The sequence below is a fragment of the Mycobacterium sp. 20KCMC460 genome (assembly GCF_022179425.1).
Lineage (GTDB): Bacteria > Actinomycetota > Actinomycetes > Mycobacteriales > Mycobacteriaceae > Mycobacterium > Mycobacterium kiyosense.
In genome coordinates this window covers 4,697,514-4,715,723 of sequence record NZ_AP025524.1, presented here as the reverse complement: position 1 = coordinate 4,715,723, position 18,210 = coordinate 4,697,514, and the positions used below count along the sequence as shown (strand labels likewise).

At 63.9% G+C, this 18,210-nt stretch carries 16 protein-coding genes; 10 read left to right on the top strand and 6 right to left on the bottom strand.

Translation table 11 applies throughout. From position 1 onward, the window contains the following. Window positions 1-59 precede the first annotated feature (59 nt). On the bottom strand, window positions 60-1,211 hold the full coding sequence (locus MKCMC460_RS21695; protein ID WP_236976988.1) for an LLM class flavin-dependent oxidoreductase: 1,152 nt from the start codon (window positions 1,209-1,211) through the stop codon (window positions 60-62). A gap of 303 nt (window positions 1,212-1,514) precedes the next feature. Between MKCMC460_RS21695 and MKCMC460_RS21690 the strand changes: the two genes are divergently transcribed. Continuing rightward, window positions 1,515-2,582, top strand: a complete 1,068-nt coding sequence (locus tag MKCMC460_RS21690; protein WP_309298749.1) for a phosphotransferase — start codon at window positions 1,515-1,517, stop codon at window positions 2,580-2,582. 39 nt (window positions 2,583-2,621) lie between these two features. Here the strand turns inward: MKCMC460_RS21690 and MKCMC460_RS21685 are convergent, their stop codons facing one another. Together MKCMC460_RS21685 and MKCMC460_RS21680 are read right to left on the bottom strand one after the other, a co-directional pair. Further along, the gene (locus tag MKCMC460_RS21685) at window positions 2,622-3,257 is read right to left on the bottom strand and encodes a TetR/AcrR family transcriptional regulator (protein ID WP_236976984.1); all 636 of its coding nucleotides are present in this window, start codon (window positions 3,255-3,257) and stop codon (window positions 2,622-2,624) included. Next, window positions 3,257-3,862, bottom strand: a complete 606-nt coding sequence (locus MKCMC460_RS21680; RefSeq protein ID WP_236976982.1) for a TetR/AcrR family transcriptional regulator — start codon at window positions 3,860-3,862, stop codon at window positions 3,257-3,259. The genes MKCMC460_RS21685 and MKCMC460_RS21680 overlap by 1 nt, the downstream gene beginning before the upstream one ends. Window positions 3,863-4,151: 289 nt before the next feature. On the opposite strand from MKCMC460_RS21680, the gene MKCMC460_RS21675 reads away from it, so the two are divergent. From MKCMC460_RS21675 to MKCMC460_RS21650, 6 genes are all read left to right on the top strand, one after another. After that, the gene (locus MKCMC460_RS21675; RefSeq protein WP_238304793.1) at window positions 4,152-5,876 is read left to right on the top strand and encodes an NAD(P)/FAD-dependent oxidoreductase; all 1,725 of its coding nucleotides are present in this window, start codon (window positions 4,152-4,154) and stop codon (window positions 5,874-5,876) included. Further along, window positions 5,873-6,877 (top strand): hypothetical protein, encoded by a 1,005-nt coding sequence (locus tag MKCMC460_RS21670; RefSeq protein ID WP_238304792.1) that lies wholly within the window; start codon window positions 5,873-5,875, stop codon window positions 6,875-6,877. The genes MKCMC460_RS21675 and MKCMC460_RS21670 overlap by 4 nt, the downstream gene beginning before the upstream one ends. Further along, the gene (locus MKCMC460_RS21665) at window positions 6,874-7,890 is read left to right on the top strand and encodes a hypothetical protein (protein WP_238304791.1); all 1,017 of its coding nucleotides are present in this window, start codon (window positions 6,874-6,876) and stop codon (window positions 7,888-7,890) included. The genes MKCMC460_RS21670 and MKCMC460_RS21665 overlap by 4 nt, the downstream gene beginning before the upstream one ends. Before the next feature lie 274 nt (window positions 7,891-8,164). After that, on the top strand, window positions 8,165-9,076 hold the full coding sequence (locus MKCMC460_RS21660) for a TetR/AcrR family transcriptional regulator (protein ID WP_238304790.1): 912 nt from the start codon (window positions 8,165-8,167) through the stop codon (window positions 9,074-9,076). An 81-nt stretch (window positions 9,077-9,157) separates the two neighbouring features. Further along, window positions 9,158-10,237, top strand: a complete 1,080-nt coding sequence (locus MKCMC460_RS21655; protein ID WP_236976972.1) for a spirocyclase AveC family protein — start codon at window positions 9,158-9,160, stop codon at window positions 10,235-10,237. A 24-nt stretch (window positions 10,238-10,261) separates the two neighbouring features. Then, window positions 10,262-11,350 (top strand): spirocyclase AveC family protein, encoded by a 1,089-nt coding sequence (locus MKCMC460_RS21650; protein ID WP_236976970.1) that lies wholly within the window; start codon window positions 10,262-10,264, stop codon window positions 11,348-11,350. A gap of 8 nt (window positions 11,351-11,358) precedes the next feature. Here the strand turns inward: MKCMC460_RS21650 and MKCMC460_RS21645 are convergent, their stop codons facing one another. Continuing rightward, window positions 11,359-12,033: a hypothetical protein gene (locus MKCMC460_RS21645; protein WP_238304789.1), complete on the bottom strand. Its 675-nt coding sequence runs from the start codon at window positions 12,031-12,033 to the stop codon at window positions 11,359-11,361. Between the two features lie 255 nt (window positions 12,034-12,288). On the opposite strand from MKCMC460_RS21645, the gene MKCMC460_RS21640 reads away from it, so the two are divergent. The 3 genes from MKCMC460_RS21640 to MKCMC460_RS21630 are packed head-to-tail and all read left to right on the top strand — an operon-like array spanning window position 12,289 to window position 15,986. After that, window positions 12,289-13,503 (top strand): enoyl-CoA hydratase-related protein, encoded by a 1,215-nt coding sequence (locus tag MKCMC460_RS21640; protein ID WP_238304788.1) that lies wholly within the window; start codon window positions 12,289-12,291, stop codon window positions 13,501-13,503. Between the two features lie 3 nt (window positions 13,504-13,506). Then, window positions 13,507-14,664 (top strand): acyl-CoA dehydrogenase family protein, encoded by a 1,158-nt coding sequence (locus MKCMC460_RS21635; RefSeq protein ID WP_236976964.1) that lies wholly within the window; start codon window positions 13,507-13,509, stop codon window positions 14,662-14,664. Between the two features lie 14 nt (window positions 14,665-14,678). Beyond that, window positions 14,679-15,986: an NAD(P)/FAD-dependent oxidoreductase gene (locus tag MKCMC460_RS21630; protein WP_238304787.1), complete on the top strand. Its 1,308-nt coding sequence runs from the start codon at window positions 14,679-14,681 to the stop codon at window positions 15,984-15,986. A gap of 39 nt (window positions 15,987-16,025) precedes the next feature. On the opposite strand, the gene MKCMC460_RS21625 is transcribed toward MKCMC460_RS21630, so the two are convergent. Together MKCMC460_RS21625 and MKCMC460_RS21620 are read right to left on the bottom strand one after the other, a co-directional pair. Beyond that, entirely contained in the window at window positions 16,026-16,667 is a 642-nt protein-coding gene (locus MKCMC460_RS21625) for a TetR/AcrR family transcriptional regulator (protein ID WP_370652941.1), read from the bottom strand. A gap of 392 nt (window positions 16,668-17,059) precedes the next feature. After that, window positions 17,060-18,208: an acyl-CoA dehydrogenase family protein gene (locus tag MKCMC460_RS21620; protein ID WP_236976962.1), complete on the bottom strand. Its 1,149-nt coding sequence runs from the start codon at window positions 18,206-18,208 to the stop codon at window positions 17,060-17,062. Between the last annotated feature and the right edge of the window lie 2 nt (window positions 18,209-18,210).

Below are 18,210 nucleotides of genomic sequence, written 5' to 3'. Positions count from 1 at the left end.
GAGCGGATACGGGTTCTTCTTGCTCGGTCTGGCCTTTCCGTGCCGCGAGCACCACGCCGTCAAGATTCCCGGTTCTTCAGGCCCTTGAACATCTCGACGTGGCGGCGCACGGATTCCTGCGCTTGCTCGGGCCCCAGGGCCAGCGGAGTCATGTCGAGCATCCCGACGAAATTCGCGCCGGCTTCCACGAAGCGCTCGTTGAGCTCACGTAGCTGCGCGGGCGTGCCGACGTGAAAGGACTTTCGCACCAACGACGGCGACACCTGATCGACGATTCGCTGGACCTCTTCGTCGCCCTGCTCGAACGGCGCCCACTTCATCGCGTAGTTCCAGCCTGCGGGCATGACCGACGACTCGCCCTCCTCCGCCCACCTGTCGGAGTCGACGCGTCCGAACTGCCCCGCAAAGTATTTCACCAGCGGATTGGAGAGGACCTCGCTGATGCCGTCCTCGTCGTCGTGGCAGACGCAGATGTTCCAGATGCCGAACCCGAAGGCGTCAGGGTCGCGGCCGTAGCCTGCGACCTTGTCGCGCATTGTCTTGACCGTGTCGGCGAACTCCTCGGGAGTTGTAATGGATTGCGGCGTAGCCGCTTCGAAGCCGTCCGCATATCGCGCCGCGATGTCAAGCAGGGTCGGACCGCCGCCGAGCGCCCAGAACTCCGGTCGTTTGACCGGGCGCTGCGTGCCGATCGTGGCGTTCTTGTAATGCCAGAAGTTGCCCTCCTCGGTCCACGGTTCAGGCTCGTCGTAGAGGCGCCGCATGAATTTGAGCAGATCTTCCAGGCGTTTGAGGCCCTCCACGCGTTTGTAGCCGAACGGCTTGGACTGGCGGAGTTCGCCTGCGCCGACTGCGATTACGACTTTGCCGTCGGTGCAGTTGGCCAAGCTGATGAGCTTGCGTAGCAGCTCAGCGGGCGCCGAGCGGATCGCGTCTGTGGAGAGCCGAACTCCCATCGTGGGGTTTGCTGCCAAAGCGTAGGCGGCCTGCACGAAGGGGTCGTACGTGGAGTTCGCGTCGATGAACGACGCAGCAGGCGTGTTTTCCGGCCGCCACAAATTGCCGGGGAACCACCCTGATAGTTCGTCCCACAGCCAGAGGTAGTCGACGACTTGGGTCTCGCCGATGGCCTTGGTGAATTCAGCGACCAGCGGCATGGGCATGTCGCGGTGGTTGTCACAGGGTAGTGCCGTCTCGACCGTCTTGCTCATCTGCGTCTCCTTGGTTTAGCCGGCCAGTCCCGTGCATAGGCCGCCATCGCACCGGCGATGGCCGGGGCGGGGTCAACATCGGTGCGGTCTGAATTCTCGACGCGGCGGGAGCCACGGTAACAGCTTGTCATACTCACTGTCTAGAACTAAGGTTCGTAGGTCGCGGCCGGCGTTGGGTCAGGTTAAAGCGCCGCATGACTTGGTCGCCTGGTGCCAGTTCCCAGCCAGGGCCATGAGCTATCTAGCGGTCGCAGGCAGAGCCATAAGGCCTGTCGAACTTGACGTCTAGACGCGCTATCTTCTATGGTCTCGCGGATGGACGTCCCGCGGACAATCGACGAACTCGACAGCGGCTGGTTGTCGGCCGCACTAGGCCAAGAGGTCACCATCACGTCGTGCGCCCCGGTACCGCTGGGCTACTCGACCGCTATGTACCGCCTCGAGTTGGCGGGAGCGGGTCCGATACCCGACTCGGTCGTCGTCAAGCTGCCCGTCGGGGGGCCGGTACGGCAGCTGCTCGAGGGCATCGGCGCCTACGTTCGCGAGGTCACGTTCTACTCCGAACTCGCCAAGGACGTCCCCGTCCGCGTCCCGACGTGCTACGTTGCCGAGATCGCTTGCGAATCAACCGACTTCGTCCTCGTGCTCGAGGACCTGTCCGGGCTTGAACCCGCGAACCAACTCAAGGGCCTGACCCTCGAGTTGGCCGAGACGGCCGTCGTTGAGTTGGCGAAATTCCACGCCTGGTCGTGGAACCACGAGCGGCTGCCAGGACTGGCCGAGCGCTTTCCGCCGCTCGACAGCGAGCGGGCAGCCGGCGTCTACGGGCAGTTCGCGCAATTCTTCGGCCTATCCTGGCAATCCGCGCGCGAGCTCTCGGTCGTGGCCGATGATGTCAAGCAATTCGGCGACAGCTGGGGTGAGATGTTGCCGACTTTCGTCACCGAGCTGGCGACGCCACGCACGATAGTTCACGGTGAGCTGCGGGCCGACAATCTTTTTCTGCTGCCGGACGGCGGGCTTTTGATGATCGACTTCCAGACCGTTGCGCAGCAGGCGGGGATTGTGGATGTCGCTTACCTTGTGGCGCAAAGCCTTCCGGTGGAAGCGCGCCGGGGAAACGATGAAATGCTGGTGCGCCGCTATGTCGACACGCTCGCCGCGCTCGGCGTCACAGATTACGACTACGAGCGCGCCTGGCGCCAGTACCGGATTGCTCTGGCTTTCAACTTGATGCTTCCCGGGCTCGCATTCATGCAGTACGAAAACACCGATGACTACGGCAAGCAGTTGCTGGTGGAGATGCTGCGTCGGACCTCGGACGCGATCGAAACGACTGGCGCGCTCGACCTTCTCGCCGTGCGGCCCTAAGGCTAGTTCGCGCGGCCGCGTCGAAAGGCCTTGTCCCGCCTAGTGATTACCGAGATCATAGAGTGTCCGGTAAATGATTTGCGCGATCGCGGCGGTGTGGCCCTCGAGCTCGCGGGGCGCAGCGTTACGGTCGATCTGCATGGGTACGCGTTCTACCAAACAAATGAGCCATTCGGCGGTTGCCCGTGGATCAAGTTCCGGGCGAATCGCCCCATCGCGCTGGCCGTTGCGGATGTGCTCGGTCAAGGCGACGAAGTGCAGCTCGAAAGCCTCGGCGAACTCCTCGCGCACGGTTGGATCGTGCAGGACGGTCTCGTACATGGCCCGCATCAGGGTCATCCGAGCCCGATAAACGCCGAAGATCTCGCCGAGTAGCTCGTGAATTCGCGGCTGCGAAAGCTGGGATGCCGCTGCGGAATACCAGGCGTTGCTGACTTCAAACAAGACTTGCCGGGTTTCGAGCAGCCACCCTTCCAGCAGGTCGACCTTGTCTTGGAAGTGGATGTAGAAGTTGGCGCGTGAGACGCCGGCTTCGGCGACGAGGCTGTCGACTGTGATCGAGGCAAGGCTTTGGCCCTCTTCCAGCCGGCGCTGCAGGACCGCCAACAGGCGTGACTCCACGGCTTCGCGGCGGCTCGGTCGGTCACGCGGGGAACGGCTGGCGCGGCGCGACATCACTCGTGCCCTCGGACGGTCCACCAAATGATCTCGGTGAGGGAAGCCAGACGAGTCCGCAGCTCCTGGGGCGTCGAACGAACCAGCAGCCGGTTGAATCCTCGCTCGAGCATCCACACCAGCGAAAACGCGATGTAGGTCGGGTCGAGCTCCGCGGGGGTGAGGCCGGCGGCTTGCGATGTGCGTAGGAACTCGGCCGTCGCCTCTACCGCAACGCCCATGAGTGCGCCGAACTGAGTACGTAACGCCTGGTCGTAGACCGTCGCGGCGGTGATCGCATCCAGGAGCAGGCCGTGCGCGCGGTAGTCCTCGAACATGGCCGACAGGGCGAGCGCGATCTCATGCTTACTCGCAGATGGCGGCAGGTGCCACCAGGCGGCGTCGAAGCCGACCAGATCCGACATGACACGCTGGGCCAGCGCGCTCAGCAATGCCGTCTTGTCGGCGAAGTAGACGTAGAAAGTCGACTTTGCGAGGCCGCCCTCCCGCACCAGGTCGTTGATTTTGATCTCCTCGAACGTGGCGCCTTGGCGCAGCAGCCGCTCCACGGCATCGCTGAGCCGGTCAAGCAGCTCTGCCTGGGGTTTAGGCTGTTCGTCAGTCACCGATCGCACCGGTGGCGCTTTGGAGTCGAAGTCGCGGGCTCAGAAACCACCACCAAACTTTACATCTAGACCATCGGTCTGGTGGTTGTTGCTGGCGTCGGCACCGTCGCAACCATCTTGCCGCTCCGACGAACCAGATCCGACAGATCCGAGCGCAATGCACGCCGAACGGTGCCCGTGCTTGAGGGACGACGGCGTGTCCGAATACTTCGCATCTAGACATTGAGTTCGATGGCTAGTAGCTTAAGCATCGCGATGGGGTGGGCAGATTTCGAGCGGGAGGTTCCACATGTATGACGTGATCGTCGTGGGCGCCGGACACAATGGGTTGACGAGTGCCGCGTACTTGGCGAAAGCGGGCAAGAAGGTGCTCGTGCTCGAAGCGCGCGATGTCGTCGGTGGCCTGGCATGGACGATGGAAATGCCCAATGCGCCAGGGTATTTCGTGAATCCCTGTTCGGTCGAATTTCTGCTGACCGGTGTCCAGCCGTCGGTGGACAAGGAGCTCGAGCTGCACAAGTACGGGCTCAACTGGGTTTACCCGGACACATTGCTGACCTGGTTGGGGCCGCATGGGCAAGTGATGCCGATCTGGCGCGACCGAGCCCGGCTCGTGGAGGAGATCGCGCGCTACTCCAAGAAGGACGCCAGGAACTACGGCCGGCTGGTCGATGAAATCACGGTGACCCTGAAGGCGGCGCTGCCCTATCTCCAGGGCCATCCGTTCCGAGTGCGTCCACAGGCCCTGTGGGAGATGCTGACGGTTGCAGCCAAGGGCCGCAAGCACATTGCGCGGGGCGCACGGGCGATGATCTCTTCGATCGAGGCCGTCTGCGAGGAATACTTCGAGCGCGACGAGATCAAGGTCCCTCTTGCTTGCTACTCGCTGGCCAGCTTCGCCCCCGCCTGGGAGCAGGGGACAGGGCTGCACCTTTCGCTGATCTGCGGCTTGCACGAGTGGGGAGTGCGTCACCCGGTCGGGGGAACCGGAGCCTTCACGCAGGCTCTGGCGCGGTGCGTGACAGCCCATGGCGGGGAGATCCTCACCAACGCCCGCGCCGAGGAGATCCTCACCCACGCCGGACGAGCCCGCGGCGTGCGACTGGCCGACGGACGCCAGTTTGCCGCGCCTCAGGTCATCGCCGCGATCCCGCCTCATCATCTCGTCAACCGCCTACTGGATCCGGCGATCGTGCCGGACGAGGTCAAGGATGAGATGCGCGGCATCCAGGACCTGCACGCCAACATCTACACGTTCAAACTCGACGCCGCGCTGGACCGCCGGCTCCGGTTCCCGTTTCACGGCGCGGGCCGCGAAGACGAGGCACTCTCGGCCATCACGATCTGCGACGACATGGAGTACATGAACCGCTCGGCCAACCTCGCCACGTGCGGAGAGTTCAGCCCCGACATCCCGATCCAACACATCACGTCCTCGATCTACGACCGCACGCTCGTACCGCCCGGAAGCGACGGGGACACCTGCTATATGTACGCGTTCAACACGCCGGTACGACTGTCGGACGGGCGCAGCTGGGCCGAGGAGCGCCAGCGCTACGCGGACCTGATGCTGGACAATTTCGCCCGGTACTGCCCCGACATTCGCGACGCGATCATCGACGTCGACCTCACCAGCCCAGACGATTTCGTCACCCGCTACAACGTCGGCAATTACGAGCACGTCGACTGCACGATGGCGAACATGGGTCCGTTCCGGCCCGTCCCGTCGCTATCGGCGTACCGGACGCCGGTCCGAGGCTTGTGGCACAGTGCCGCCGGCGCCTTCCCCATGGCCTTCCTGAGCGGCTGGCCAGGTCGTAATAGTGCGCGAGAAGTGTTGCGCAACACCGACGGTGGGCCCGTAAGCAAACTGGTCGACCGGATTCTGTACCGGCGCCGGCCCATGGCGCCCGCCACTGCAAGCCCGGCTGTCAATCGGGCGCCGCAGTCGTCCGGAAACGGGCAGGTGACAAGCCAGGCTAGGACCGTCGGACCGGAAGCGAAAGTGGGATGAGTCAGCGGCTTGCATCACCGGACCGGCCCGTCTATCTCCGCGACGCCGACGAAGGATTTCATCAGGCGCCCACCGACGTCGCGATGTGGTCGGAAAATTATCTCAGCGGCGTGTGCTTTCCGTCGGCGAAGGCGGGAGCCTGGTTTCATCAGTCCCGCCCGCAGCACGACCCACGCTTCTGGGAATCGATATTCACCTTCATGCTTCCCGGGGACCGCTTCCTCGTCGCCAAGGGGGCAGTCCCCGCCGACGCGCAGGCATCGGTGTTCGGCGCCGGTCTGACGTATGAGTGCCTGGAGCCATTTCAGCGCTGGCGCAAGTCCTTTCATGGGCTCGCACAACTCGTATCGGGCGATCAGTTGCGAAGCGGCCCGCTACCGGACGGGCCGCATCTCGCGGTCGACATGGACCTCGTCTGGGAAGGTGCTGGTCCCACCTTCGACATGGATATGAGTGAGCAAGTGTGGGCCGAAGTCAAGGCTCACTATCAGCAACACTGCCGGGTTCGAGGCCATTTGGTCTTCGGAGATGAGCAACTCGAATTGAGTGGATTCGGCATCCGCGACCACTCGTGGGGGCCACGCGACCTCACGCAGCTGGGTAATCACGTATGGATCTATGGAGAGTTCCCCAGCGGGCGACGGATCATGTATTTCCATCACGTCACCCCGGCCGGCGGGGGATTGCTCGAGCACGGTCATGAACTAGACCGCGAGTTGCGGCCGATCACGAAGGTCGGCGAGCTGCCCGTCCCACGACCGCCCGCGCATTGGAGCGATGCTTACGAGGTCGAGTTCAGACGCACCGACGGCGATGTCGGGAAGCTGCGCGGCCGAATCCTCACCGCCGTTCCGCTGGCCTTGGACAATGGCAGCGAACTGATCCTCGGGGCGCCGGGGGCGACCGCTTCGCATCACCTGTTCGAGGGCGCGAGCCGATTCGAATGGGACGGTGAAGTCGGTTATGGAATCACCGAATGGTCTTGGAGGACCGATCAATGACCGCTGCGCAACCATCCGAGCTTCGCCGGACTTCTGACAGGCTGCGGCCCGAGTTTCTGTCGGACGAAGACGACCTGCCACACGCGATCGTCGACGAGCCGTTGTGGTCCGAGAACTACCTGAGCCACGCCGTGTTTCCGGAGGTTGGCTGCGCCCATTGGCTGCATCAGGGTCGTACCGCATTCGATCCGAGGACGTGGCAGGACTTCTACGTCTTTTACCTGCCGGACGACCGATACCTCTGCGCCAAAGGCACGGCCCGATTACCGGATGACCGCGGTCCGCAGGGCCCCGCGCTGACCTATCGCTGCGATGAACCATTCACCCAATGGACCAAGAATTTCCACGGTCTGGCACGGCTGGTGACCGGTGACCAGCTGCGCGCCGGATCGCTGACCGATGGGCTTGGCATCGGGGTCGACATGGAGGTCACCTGGACCGCTCGCGGTCCGGCATTCGACATGGACATGAGCGGCCAGTCCTGGGGACACACCCACTACGAGCAGAACTGCGACCTGTCCGGGTTCATCTCCTTTGGAGACGAACGCATCGACTTGGCCGGTACGGGACTGCGCGACCACTCTTGGGGCCCACGCGATTTCGCCCCGATCGATCACCACTGCTGGATCCACGGCCAGTGGTCCGACGGTCGCAGCTTTATGATCTTTCATCTGCTCACGATGCAGGGACAGGTGTTGTCTCACGTCACCGTCGACGACGGTCGTGGCCGGATCAATGCCCAAATCGTTTCCGACGCACCGCTCATCGATGTGCTCGAGCAGGGGCAGGACCCGTACCTGCTCCGGTTCGAAACCGAGCGCGGGATCGTCGATATCACGGCCGAGCCGGGTCAGGCGGCGACGCTCTCGATGGCCGGAACCAGCGAAATGGTGATCGGACGTGACCCCGAGCCGACCGCGTCGCACTGGCTGGCCGAGGCGACCACACGCTTCACCTGGGGCGGCGACGAAGGTTGGGGGTTAACCGAGCGCACCGTGCGCCGATTCCGCTAACGGTCGACGCGACTTTCTCCCCCGCGCTGCCCAGTTCACACGCACAGCGTCGAAACCCTTGCCACGAAACATTTCTGAGCAGGATCTTGAAGACCTCTGCCTGGCCGCCATACACGACGTTGCTGGCTTATTCTCTCTCTGGCTGGTCGCCGAGCGGCTCAGGTTTCCAGTCCGAACCGTACTGTAGTGATTGCGCACTCACAAAATGTGAATATCTAGTCTATTGTCTCGAGTGGCTTGCACTGACCAACACGGTTGGCCGAAGGGAGCGCTGGTGACAACACGGCAGACGCCACCGCGGGCAGCTGCACCGGGGTCAAGAACCGGGCGGGGCAGACTCACCGGCGCGCAACGTCGCCGCGAGATCATCGCCGCGGCGCAGTCGGTTTTCGCCTCGAGCGGACTGGCCGGGGCGCGGACATCGACCATCGCCGACGCCGCCGGTGTGGCCGAGAGCATGCTCTACCGCCACTTCACCTCCAAGCAGGAACTTTTCGAGGTCGCCGTCGTGGAACCGGTTGCCGAGTTCGTCGAAGGGGTGATCAGCGGGGCCGACGGACTACTGGACTGGGAGGGGCCGGGCAGTCGGGCCTTTTACGAATCGTTCCTCGAGACAATGGCGGCGGTATTGCCGCTGCTGGGCGTCGCACTGTTCAGCGACGCCCGCGAGGGCCGGCGTTTTTACAACGACAAGATCGTGCCGCTGTTCGACCGGTTCGAGAACAAGGTGGGCGTCGCGCTCGACGGAATGCCCGGGCACGGGGTCAGCGCTTCCTTCCTCTCGCGTGCGGTTATCGGGATCATCTTCTTGATCACGCTCGACGCTGCATACCGAGAACCGGCCGCGGCCTCCACTCCCGAGGACACGGTCCACACGGCAGAGGTCGTGCGGTCGTTTGTCGCCGCAGCGCTGGGTGGCGCCGGTGCCGACGACCTGCTCGACATCCTGGCCGGCATTGAAGTGTTGCAGCACTCTGCCGACGGGCCACCCGCGGACAAGCCATCCGTGGTCAGCGAAGAGAGCTGGGACCACTACTGGGCGGCGCGAGCTACTGCCGCGCGTCGCCGGGACGAGCACTTGGATCAGGTGAGGGCCGAGAACGAGACACTGCGTCGGATTGTCGCGGATCAGGCGATCGAACTGGAACGGCTGCGGTCAGCCGCCCAAGTCAATCAAAGTAAATAGTCATTCAACTATTGTGAGTGGTTACTCCGAAAGCTAGGCTCGCCAGAGATCGCCACCGCGGCGCCGAAGGAGTGCGAGCCAATGACGCGAATCACGACGCATGTGGCACCGGCCCGCGGACTGGCCGCCGATCCCGCGCCCGAATCGCGGCGGAGCGTTCCGGCCGTCGTGGTATGGGCAGTCATCGGAGCCGCATTGCTGGCCTTCGAGTTCTATGTCCTCGCGCGCTGGATCCTCGGCCCGAACTTCCGGCCCAGCCACCCCGGTGTCGATCCGATCAGCGGCGGCCAACAGGGCCTGTTCCTGGTGCTGCAGATCGCCATTCCAATCGGAGCGGCAATAGGACTGTGGGCCTGGGTAATTCGGCCCTGGCGCCGCGAGGGCCGGCTGACCACCGACGGCATGCTCGCACTGTCGGGCGCGATGATCTTCTTCTGGGACATGTGTATGAACTACACATCGGTGACGCTGCTCTACAACTCCGGCCTGGTCAACTTCGGCGCCTGGGCCACCGGATCCTGGCCCGGATGGGTGAGCCCGCACGCCGATCGACTACCCGAACCCATCTTCGTGTGCCTACCCGGTTACACCGCTCTGGTGTTCTCCCAGGTGATGCTGATTCTCTTCATCGTCCGCAAGATCAAGGCCCGTCGTCCGGCGCTGTCAGCGTGGGCGGTGTGGGCCATCCTGTTCCTCGGACTGATCGTCATCGACACGATCATCGAATCGATCCTGCTGCGGCTGGGCATCTACGCCTATCCTGGCGGAATCCGTTGGCTGAGTTTGTATTCCGGCAAAACATATCAGCTGCCCTTGACCGAACCAATCTTCTTCGCGGGATTCGGGCTGGGCGCGATCGCCGCGCTCAGCTACTTTCGCGACGACCGCAACCGGACCATCGTCGAACGCGGAATCGACGGTTTGCGAGCCGGTCCGGCGAAGCGCCAATGGGTCAAGTTCCTGGCCATCTTCGGCGGCGTACATGCGGCGTTCGCGATCTTCTATTTCGTGCCGAATCAATTCCTGGCACTGCATTCCGGGCCGTTCCCGGACGGATATCCGTCGCACATGATCAACCAGATGTGCGCCTATCCGGGCGACGAGGCGTCTCGCGGCCTCAATCCGTGCCCCGGTCCGGGTGTTTCGATTCCCCGTCCGTAGCGCCGGGGCTGAGAGAAGCGTGCGATGACACTCGGCACAGCGGCCAAGCAGACCGTCGACGAGCGTCCTGCCGACCGCGGCTCAGCCGCCAGACTGTGGGTTCTCAACGGCGCGCTCTGGCTCGGACTCATGCTCTACGTGTGGACCGCGTGGATAGTCAGCGGCGACTTTCGCACTAACACCAGGGGCCGGGGGTCAGAACCCGACTGGTACGTCGTATTGATCCGCGGCTGGGAGATCTTCGCGCTGGTTGTCTCGGTGGCCATCCTGTGGTGGTTCGTGATCCGGCCCAAGATCAAGACTGGCCGCTTCACCTTCGACGGCCTCTTCTTCCTGGCTTGTGTCACGTTGTGTTTTCAAGAACCCTGGATCAACTGGAACTCCGTCCAATTCCTTTACAGCACAACGTCGATAAACTTCGGCAGCTGGACCAGTCATATCCCCGGCTGGTCGAGTCCGAACAGTGAGCTGGTTCCGTTGTCGTTGTGGGCGCTGTCGGCCTACTTCTGGTTGGTCGGCATTCCCGCCTACGCCGGCTCTCGTTTCATGGCCCGGTTGCGTAGCAAGAACGCCACGATGTCGTGGCTGCGGCTCGTCGGGTATTCCTACTTGGCGTTTAGCGTCTTCGACATCGTGCTGGAGAGCTTCATCACCCGTACGCAATTGTTCAACTACGGCAGCGTGGTGCCGGCGCTGAGTCTGTGGGCCGGCACCGACCACCAGTTCCCGGTTTACGAGACGATCAGCTGGGCGGGCACCTACACCGCTCTGGCGAGCCTGCACTTCTTCCGCGACGACCACGGCCGCAGTCTGCCCGAACGAGGCCTGAACGCGCTGCGCATCCGCAGCGGCCGGTTGCGCACCTTCGCGCGCTTCCTGGCGATCATGGGCGCATGCCAGCTCGCGATGCTGGTCACGTACAACATCCCGTACTCGTACTGGGGTATGCACGCGGTAATGGCCAAGCCATTCGTCGACCGCGAATGGCGCACCGGCGGGGTCTGCGGTCCCGGCAGCGCCTACAACTGCCCCGACGGCCATTCCCCGATTGCGACCAAGGACAGTCCCACCAACCGCATCGTCGGTCAAGCTGCCACCTCGCGACGGCGTTGAGCCACAGGCTATTTCGCAGCGGCGGAGTCTTCTTGTTCGAGCCGGCCCACCGCGCGCAACGCGTACGGCGTCACGACGGCGATCAGTACGAAGAACATCACGAAAACGGCCCAGAAGTTCAGCAACCCATGCCAGGCGAACGGGCCGGTTCGGACAAACGGCACGAGGCTCAGCGGAACGTAGAGCGCCGCGGTGAGAAAGCACAGGTAACCCACCCAGCGCGGAAATAGGGGACGTGCGCGCCGGTCGAGCAGGATGGCGACACCCAGCGCCACGCTCTGCAGCAGCGAGAACATGAACGTGAGGTCGAAGAACAGCCAGCCGAGGTCGTACAGCGTCTGCACGGATTCGGGTGAGCGCACTTCAGCCCGGAATGCCGCCGCCTGCCATACGACGGCAGGCACCGCGGTGACCACACCCGTCATCAGGCCACCCAGTAGTTCCGTGGTCGACAGCACACCCATCGGACCTTCCATCCGGCCGATGATCTTCGAGACCGCAGCGCTCCAGGTGTAGTAACAGGGAGCGCCGACAACCATCAGCACCATCCCCAGCTGGATGCCGGTGTGGTGGGCGTGGAAGTAGCGCGAAATGGCCGAGGCGTCCAGGTCTTGTCCCGGCGGTGGCCAGAAGCCGGCGAGCACTGCGAAGCCCAGCAAGCCGAGGCCCGCGTACAGACACACGGACCACAGGCCAAGCCGAAGAGTTGTGTAGTCCGAGCTCCTGTTTCGCCCGCCTGCGGCCGTCGTCCGTCGTGTTGTCGTTGTCACAGAGCCTCCTCGGGCCACGCCGCGTCCAGCCGGTGAAAAGAATTTAACAGATAATAGAAAAATCTGCTAGCCTGGGTTGGATAGGCCGATAAGCTGGTCACTGAGTCGCCTAACAGATATTAAATAAGTTGTCGAGTGATGCTCGTTCGGAACGGGAGGTTCCCAGCAGTGGCCGACGCATCCGATGCATCGCCGCCTTACGACGCCAAGGTCGGCGCTGTTCGGCGGCTCTACGACGCGCTGGCCGCCGGCGACCGCGAAACACTCGCGGTGCTGCTGCATCCGGAGTTCATCGGACGCGCTACCGCGGGCCTGCCGTTGGGGGTGGGGGGCGAGCACGTTGGCCCCGACGCGATGCGCCGCGAACTCTGGTGGCAGCTCGGTCGCCACTACGACGTGATGGCCCATGCCGACGCGTTCCATCTGCTCGACGACGGCCGCCTGCTTGTCGTCGGTCGCTACCTGGGAACGGCGCGGCGGTCGGGCAACAAGCTGGACGCGGCCTTTCATCACGTGATCGGCTTCGCCGACGACGGGCGGATGACGTCGCTGGAACAACTGACCGACAGCGCCGCGTGGGTCGAGGCGCTCGGCGAGCCGCTGGCGACGATCGACTATCGCGTGACCGACGCCGTGGCGACCGTCCGCCTGAACCGGCCCGAAGTTCGCAACGCGATCGACCCGCGCATGGCAGACGAATCGCTGGTCGTGGCCCGACGAATTGCCGACGACCGATCCCTTCGCGCGGTACTGATCTGTGGCGACGGGCCGTCGTTGTCGGTCGGCGGCGACATCGACAGCTTCGACTCGAACGGCTCAGCGTACGGCGAACAGCTGGCGCGAATGACCAAGCCCTTTCATGAGGCCTTGCGGATGCTCAGCCGCGTTGACGTGCCGATCGTCACCGCCGCCCACGGTGGCGTCGCCGGCGGTGCGCTCGGCTTCGTCTACGTCGCCGATCTGGTGTTGGCGGCTGAGGGCACCCGGTTCCTGACAGCGTTTGCCGCGCTTGGGCTTTCGGGCGACGGCGGTGGAACCTGGCACCTGCCGCGACTGATCGGCGCACGCCGGGCCGCGCAGGCCTACTTGCGGAATACGCCGATCGAAGCCGCCGAGGCGCTCGAGTGGGGGCTGATCAACGAGATCGTCCCGGCCGACGAGCTGAGAACCCGGGCGCTGGCGCTGGCCACCGATTTGGCGCAGGGACCCACCAGCGCATTCGCCCGGATGCGGGCACTGCTGCGTGACTCGTGGCACAACGACCTGAGCACCCAACTCGAGCACGAGATCGGGGCACTGCAGGCCACCGCCGAAACCACTGATGCCGCAGCAGCGCTGTCGGCCTTCAGATCAAAGCGTGCCCCGCGCTTCACCGGAAGGTAGGACATGGGACTGATCAACGATTCAGCTGAGCATAAGGCCATCCGGGAGAGCGTTGCCGGTATCGCCAAGCGATATGGTCCCGAGTACTTTCTGGAGCGCGGGCGCACCGGCGCGGGAATCGAGGAGTTGTGGAACGACCTCGGCGCCGCCGGACTGCTCGGCCTGCATCTACCCGAGGACTACGGCGGTGGCGGGGGAGGAATGGCCGAAGCGGTTGTGGTGGTGGAAGAGCTTGCCGCACAAGGAATGCCGCTATTGATCTGGGTCATATCGCCGGCGATCTGCGGCAGCATCCTGGCCTGCCACGCTTCGGAGGACATGAAGCGGCGATGGTTACCGCCGATCGCGGACGGCAGCACGAAGATGGCGTTCGGCCTCACCGAACCCGACGCCGGCTCCAACAGTCACAACGTCAAGACCACCGCCCGCCGCACCGATACCGGCTGGGTGATTTCGGGGTCGAAGTACTACATCTCCGCGGTGGACCAGTCCGAGGCAATCCTGCTGGTGGCCCGGGACGCGGATCATTCGACCGCACAGCGCAACCGGCTATCGCTGTTCGTGGTTCCGACTGACAGCCCGGGGCTGACTTATGCGCCGATCGACACGTCGATCGTCTCGCCGGACAAACAATTCACCGTGTACCTCGACGAGGTCGAGGTCGGCGAAGAGGCGCTGATCGGTCTGGCCGGCAACGGTCTTCGGCAGGTCTTCGACGGCCTGAACCCGGAACGGATCCTGGTGGGCGCGCTGTCCAGCGGGATCGGACGATACGCGATCGGCAAGGCAGTGGACTACGCCCAGCAGCGCAGCGTGTGGTCGGCACCGATCGGCGCCCATCAGGGCATCGCTCATCCGCTGGCCGAATGCCATATCGCGGTCGAATTGGGTCGGATGGCAACTCAGCGCAGCGCGGAGCTGTTCGACGCCGGCGAGCCTGCCGGTGAGGCCGCCAACATCGCCAAATTCGCTGCCTCCGAAGCCGCGCTGAAGGCGCTCGACCAGTCGATTCAGACCCACGGGGGCAACGGATTGTCGCACGAATACGGGCTTTCCGAGCTGTGGTTCGTGACCCGGCTGATGCGCACCGCGCCGGTGAGCCGCGAAATGGTGCTCAACTACGTCGCCCAAACGTCGCTTGGCCTGCCCCGATCCTACTGAGGAGGGAAACCGGAATGAATTCAACACAATTCGATGCCGTGGTCATCGGCGCGGGCGCCGGCGGTTTGTTCACCGCCGCCCGGCTCGCCCACCATGGCTACCGCACACTCGTGGTGGAGCGCCTGGACAAGGTGGGGGGACGGGCCTCCACCGACGACATCGACGGCTTCAAGGTCAATACCGGCGCCATCGTGATCGAGGTGGGGGGCACCACCGAGCAGATCTGCGCCGAGGTCGGTGCACCGTTTGACATCCGTGAACCCAAACCCGCACTCCTGTACCGGATCGGCGGCAAAAACGTCGACGTGACGGGCGGTGGGTGGGGTCTGCTGCTGGGCAAGCTCACCCGGCAGGGTGCCAAGCTGGTGGCCGGAATCGGCGCCGCCCGCAACGACACCGGCCTGCCCGAAGATCAGATCAGCACCGCCGAGTGGGTGTCACGTTTCACCAAAAACGAACGCGTACATGGGATCTTCCGCAACATGTGCGCATCGATCTTCGCCGTCGGTTCCGAGGACCTACCGGCCCGGGTGTTTCTCACCTACTTCACCCGCAAGAGTGCGTTCAAGCGATTCGGCTTTCATCCGCAGGGCACGATCGGCCTGTGGCGCGGTCTGGCCGAGGTGGTGGAGTCCAACGGGGAGGTGTGGCTTTCGACACCGGCCAGCCGGATCGTGCTGCGCGACGGCCGGGTGACCGGCGTCGAAGTGATCCGCGACGGCCAGGCCCTCACCATCGATGCACCGATCGTGGTGAGCGATGTGGGGCCCGCCGCGACCGTCGAGCTGCTCGGACAGGAGAACGTTCCAGCCGACTATCTCGACCTGGTCAAGAAGGGAGATCGCCCGACAGCAATGATCTCGGTGAACTTCGCCAGCCGCGATCGCCTGGTCGATGTTCCCGGGATGCTCAGCTTCGCCACCACACGGCGACTGGCTTATATCGCGAACTTCACCGACATCTGCCCCGAGATGGCGCCGCCGGGGTGGCACCTGTACGTCGGGACCTCGGTGCCCAAGCCGTCCATCGGTGACTTCGACGAAACCGCGGAAACCGAGCTGCTTTTCGAGGATCTGCGCGATAACGTCGACGGTTTCGACGAGCGTGCGCGGGTGCTGAGTGTCGCCGTCACCCGGGACGACTGGCCGCCGCAACGAGCGGTGGCCGGATTCGACCTGCCGCACGACACCCCGTTCGCCGGGCTGTGGAATGTCGGGGACGGCGTCAAGGAATACGCCAACGGCGGCACGACGGCGTGCGCAGAGACGGCTCTGCTGGTGACGGACAAGATCTTTGCGCATCACTCACCTGGCGCTCCCTGAGTAGCACGCTGAAATCGGCTGGGCGAAAACTGCGTCCGCTCAGTCGACCGACGGCTCGGAAAGCCCGTGACGGACGAATGACTGGGCGTTGGCGACCACGATATCCAGCGAACCGCGCCGCGGATCCCACCATTCGACTGCCCAATTGAGGGCACCCAGGACCAGCATCTGCGCCAGGTACAAGTCGAGATCGGCGCGCAATGCTCCCGAGCGCGCCATGTCGTTGATCAGTCGTCGCCACACTTCGCCGTAGCGTTGCTCTTCGAGGATCTGGCGCTTCCGGATCGCCTGCGGCACTTGGCCTGCGTTGCGGATCGCAGCGGTGGTGTAATCCGATATCTCGAGTTCATGTCGCAGATGCGCTTCGACGGCGGCGAGCAGACGATCCAGCGCGCCGACGTCGTCGGGCAAGGCGTCGAGCACCGTGACGACGTGCTCTCGCATGTCGGCGATGCCGGCCCACATCACCTCCTCGATGAGGTCATCGCGGGAGGGGTAGTAGTAGTAGATCGCCGGTGCCTGCAGTTCGGCCTGTGCGGCGACGTCGTTGAGGCGCAATCCTGCGTAGCCCTTGGCGCTCAACACGTGCGCGGCGGCGTCGAGGATCCGGCGTCGGGTCTGCGCTGACTTGGACGCGGTGTTGTTGGCTGATCCCGGAGCCACCTCAGCCGACCTGGTCATCAACTGATTCTAGCCAGTTATCGCCGTCGCACCGCTGCGTGTCCGAACAAATTTCTAGGCGGCATTTGAAGGCTTCCATATACGCCTGAAGCGCGGAGATGGCAGGCAACGTCGCACGATTTCTATGCGGTGTTAAACGCAATCGACGGGATGGGGTGGGCGATGCCGTGGCGGGGGATGAATTCACCCCGCCACGGCAAGTTCGGGTGGTTACCAGGACGGCCGCGGCCAGCTTTCGCCTTGGCGGCGCATCGTCGTCGATGCGCCTCTGCGACACGTGGCCTAGAGCCCGCCGCTGCAAACTCGCCGTGGCCCGGACAACTCGAGCGCAGAGTCTAATATATATTAAATATTAAGATTTCGTTAGTAGTCGTTTCCGGAAAGTCGCGTGGTCAGCCGGCGAGCTCGCGGCCGATGAGTTCCTTCATGATTTCCGTCGTCCCGCCGTAGATGGTTTGGGCACGGGTGTCGAGATAGGCTCGGGCGACCGGGTACTCGACCATGTAGCCGTAGCCCCCGTGTAGTTGCAGGCAGCGGTCGAGCACTCGGCGTTGGAGTTCGCTGACATACCATTTGCCCTTCGCGGCGTCGACGGGGGAGAGTTCCCCGGCGTTGAAGGCCTCGACCGACTTGTCGACGTACGCCTCGGTGACGTCGATTTCAGTGGCCATGTCGGCGAGTTCGAAGCGGATGTGTTGATTGGCGGTGAGTGGCTGGCCGAATGCGTTGCGCTGTCGGCAGTACTCGACCGTCTGCGTGAAGATTGCGCGCGTGGTCGCAATTGCTTGCGCAACGACGCCGAGCCGCTCGCGAGGCAGGTGACTCATCAGGTACTGCAGTCCGCGGCCTTCTTCTCCGAGCAGGTTCTCGGCGGGCAACAACGCGTCGTCGAAGAACAGTTCGGCGGTGTCCTGCGCGGGAAGTCCGATTTTCTCGAGCTGACGTCCGCGCCGGAACCCAGGTGTGTCGCGCTCGACGACGAACAAGCTGAAGCCGCGAGAACCGGCCTCTGGGTTGGTGCGTGCGGCGACCACGACCAGGTCGGCCATGATGCCGCTGGAGATAAACGTCTTCTGGCCGTTGAGGATCCAATTCTCGCCGTCGCGGCGCGCGGTGGTCCGGATACCCCTGAGATCGCTTCCGGTGCCCGGTTCGGTCATGGCGAGGGCGCCGATCAGTTCGCCGGCGGCGAAAGCGGGCAGCCAACGTTGCTTCTGCTCTTCGGTGGTGAGGTCGAGCAGGTAGTGCAGCACCAGGTCGTCCTGGAGGCTTACGGTCAGGCCGAACGACAAAGCGTTGACTTTGGCGATCTCCTCGCAGACCACCATCCGGTAGCGGTAGTCGTGTTCTCCGGCGCCGCCGTAGCGTTCGTCGACCTCGAGGGCGTAGACGCCCGCCTTCGCCGCACTGGCGAACACGTTGCGGTCGATCTGGTGATTGCGGTCCCAATCAGTCTGGTAGGGAACCACTTCTCGAGCTAGGAACTCTTGGACAGTCTCGCGGTACGCCTCGTGGTCGGGACCGTACAGAGCGCGGCGCACCG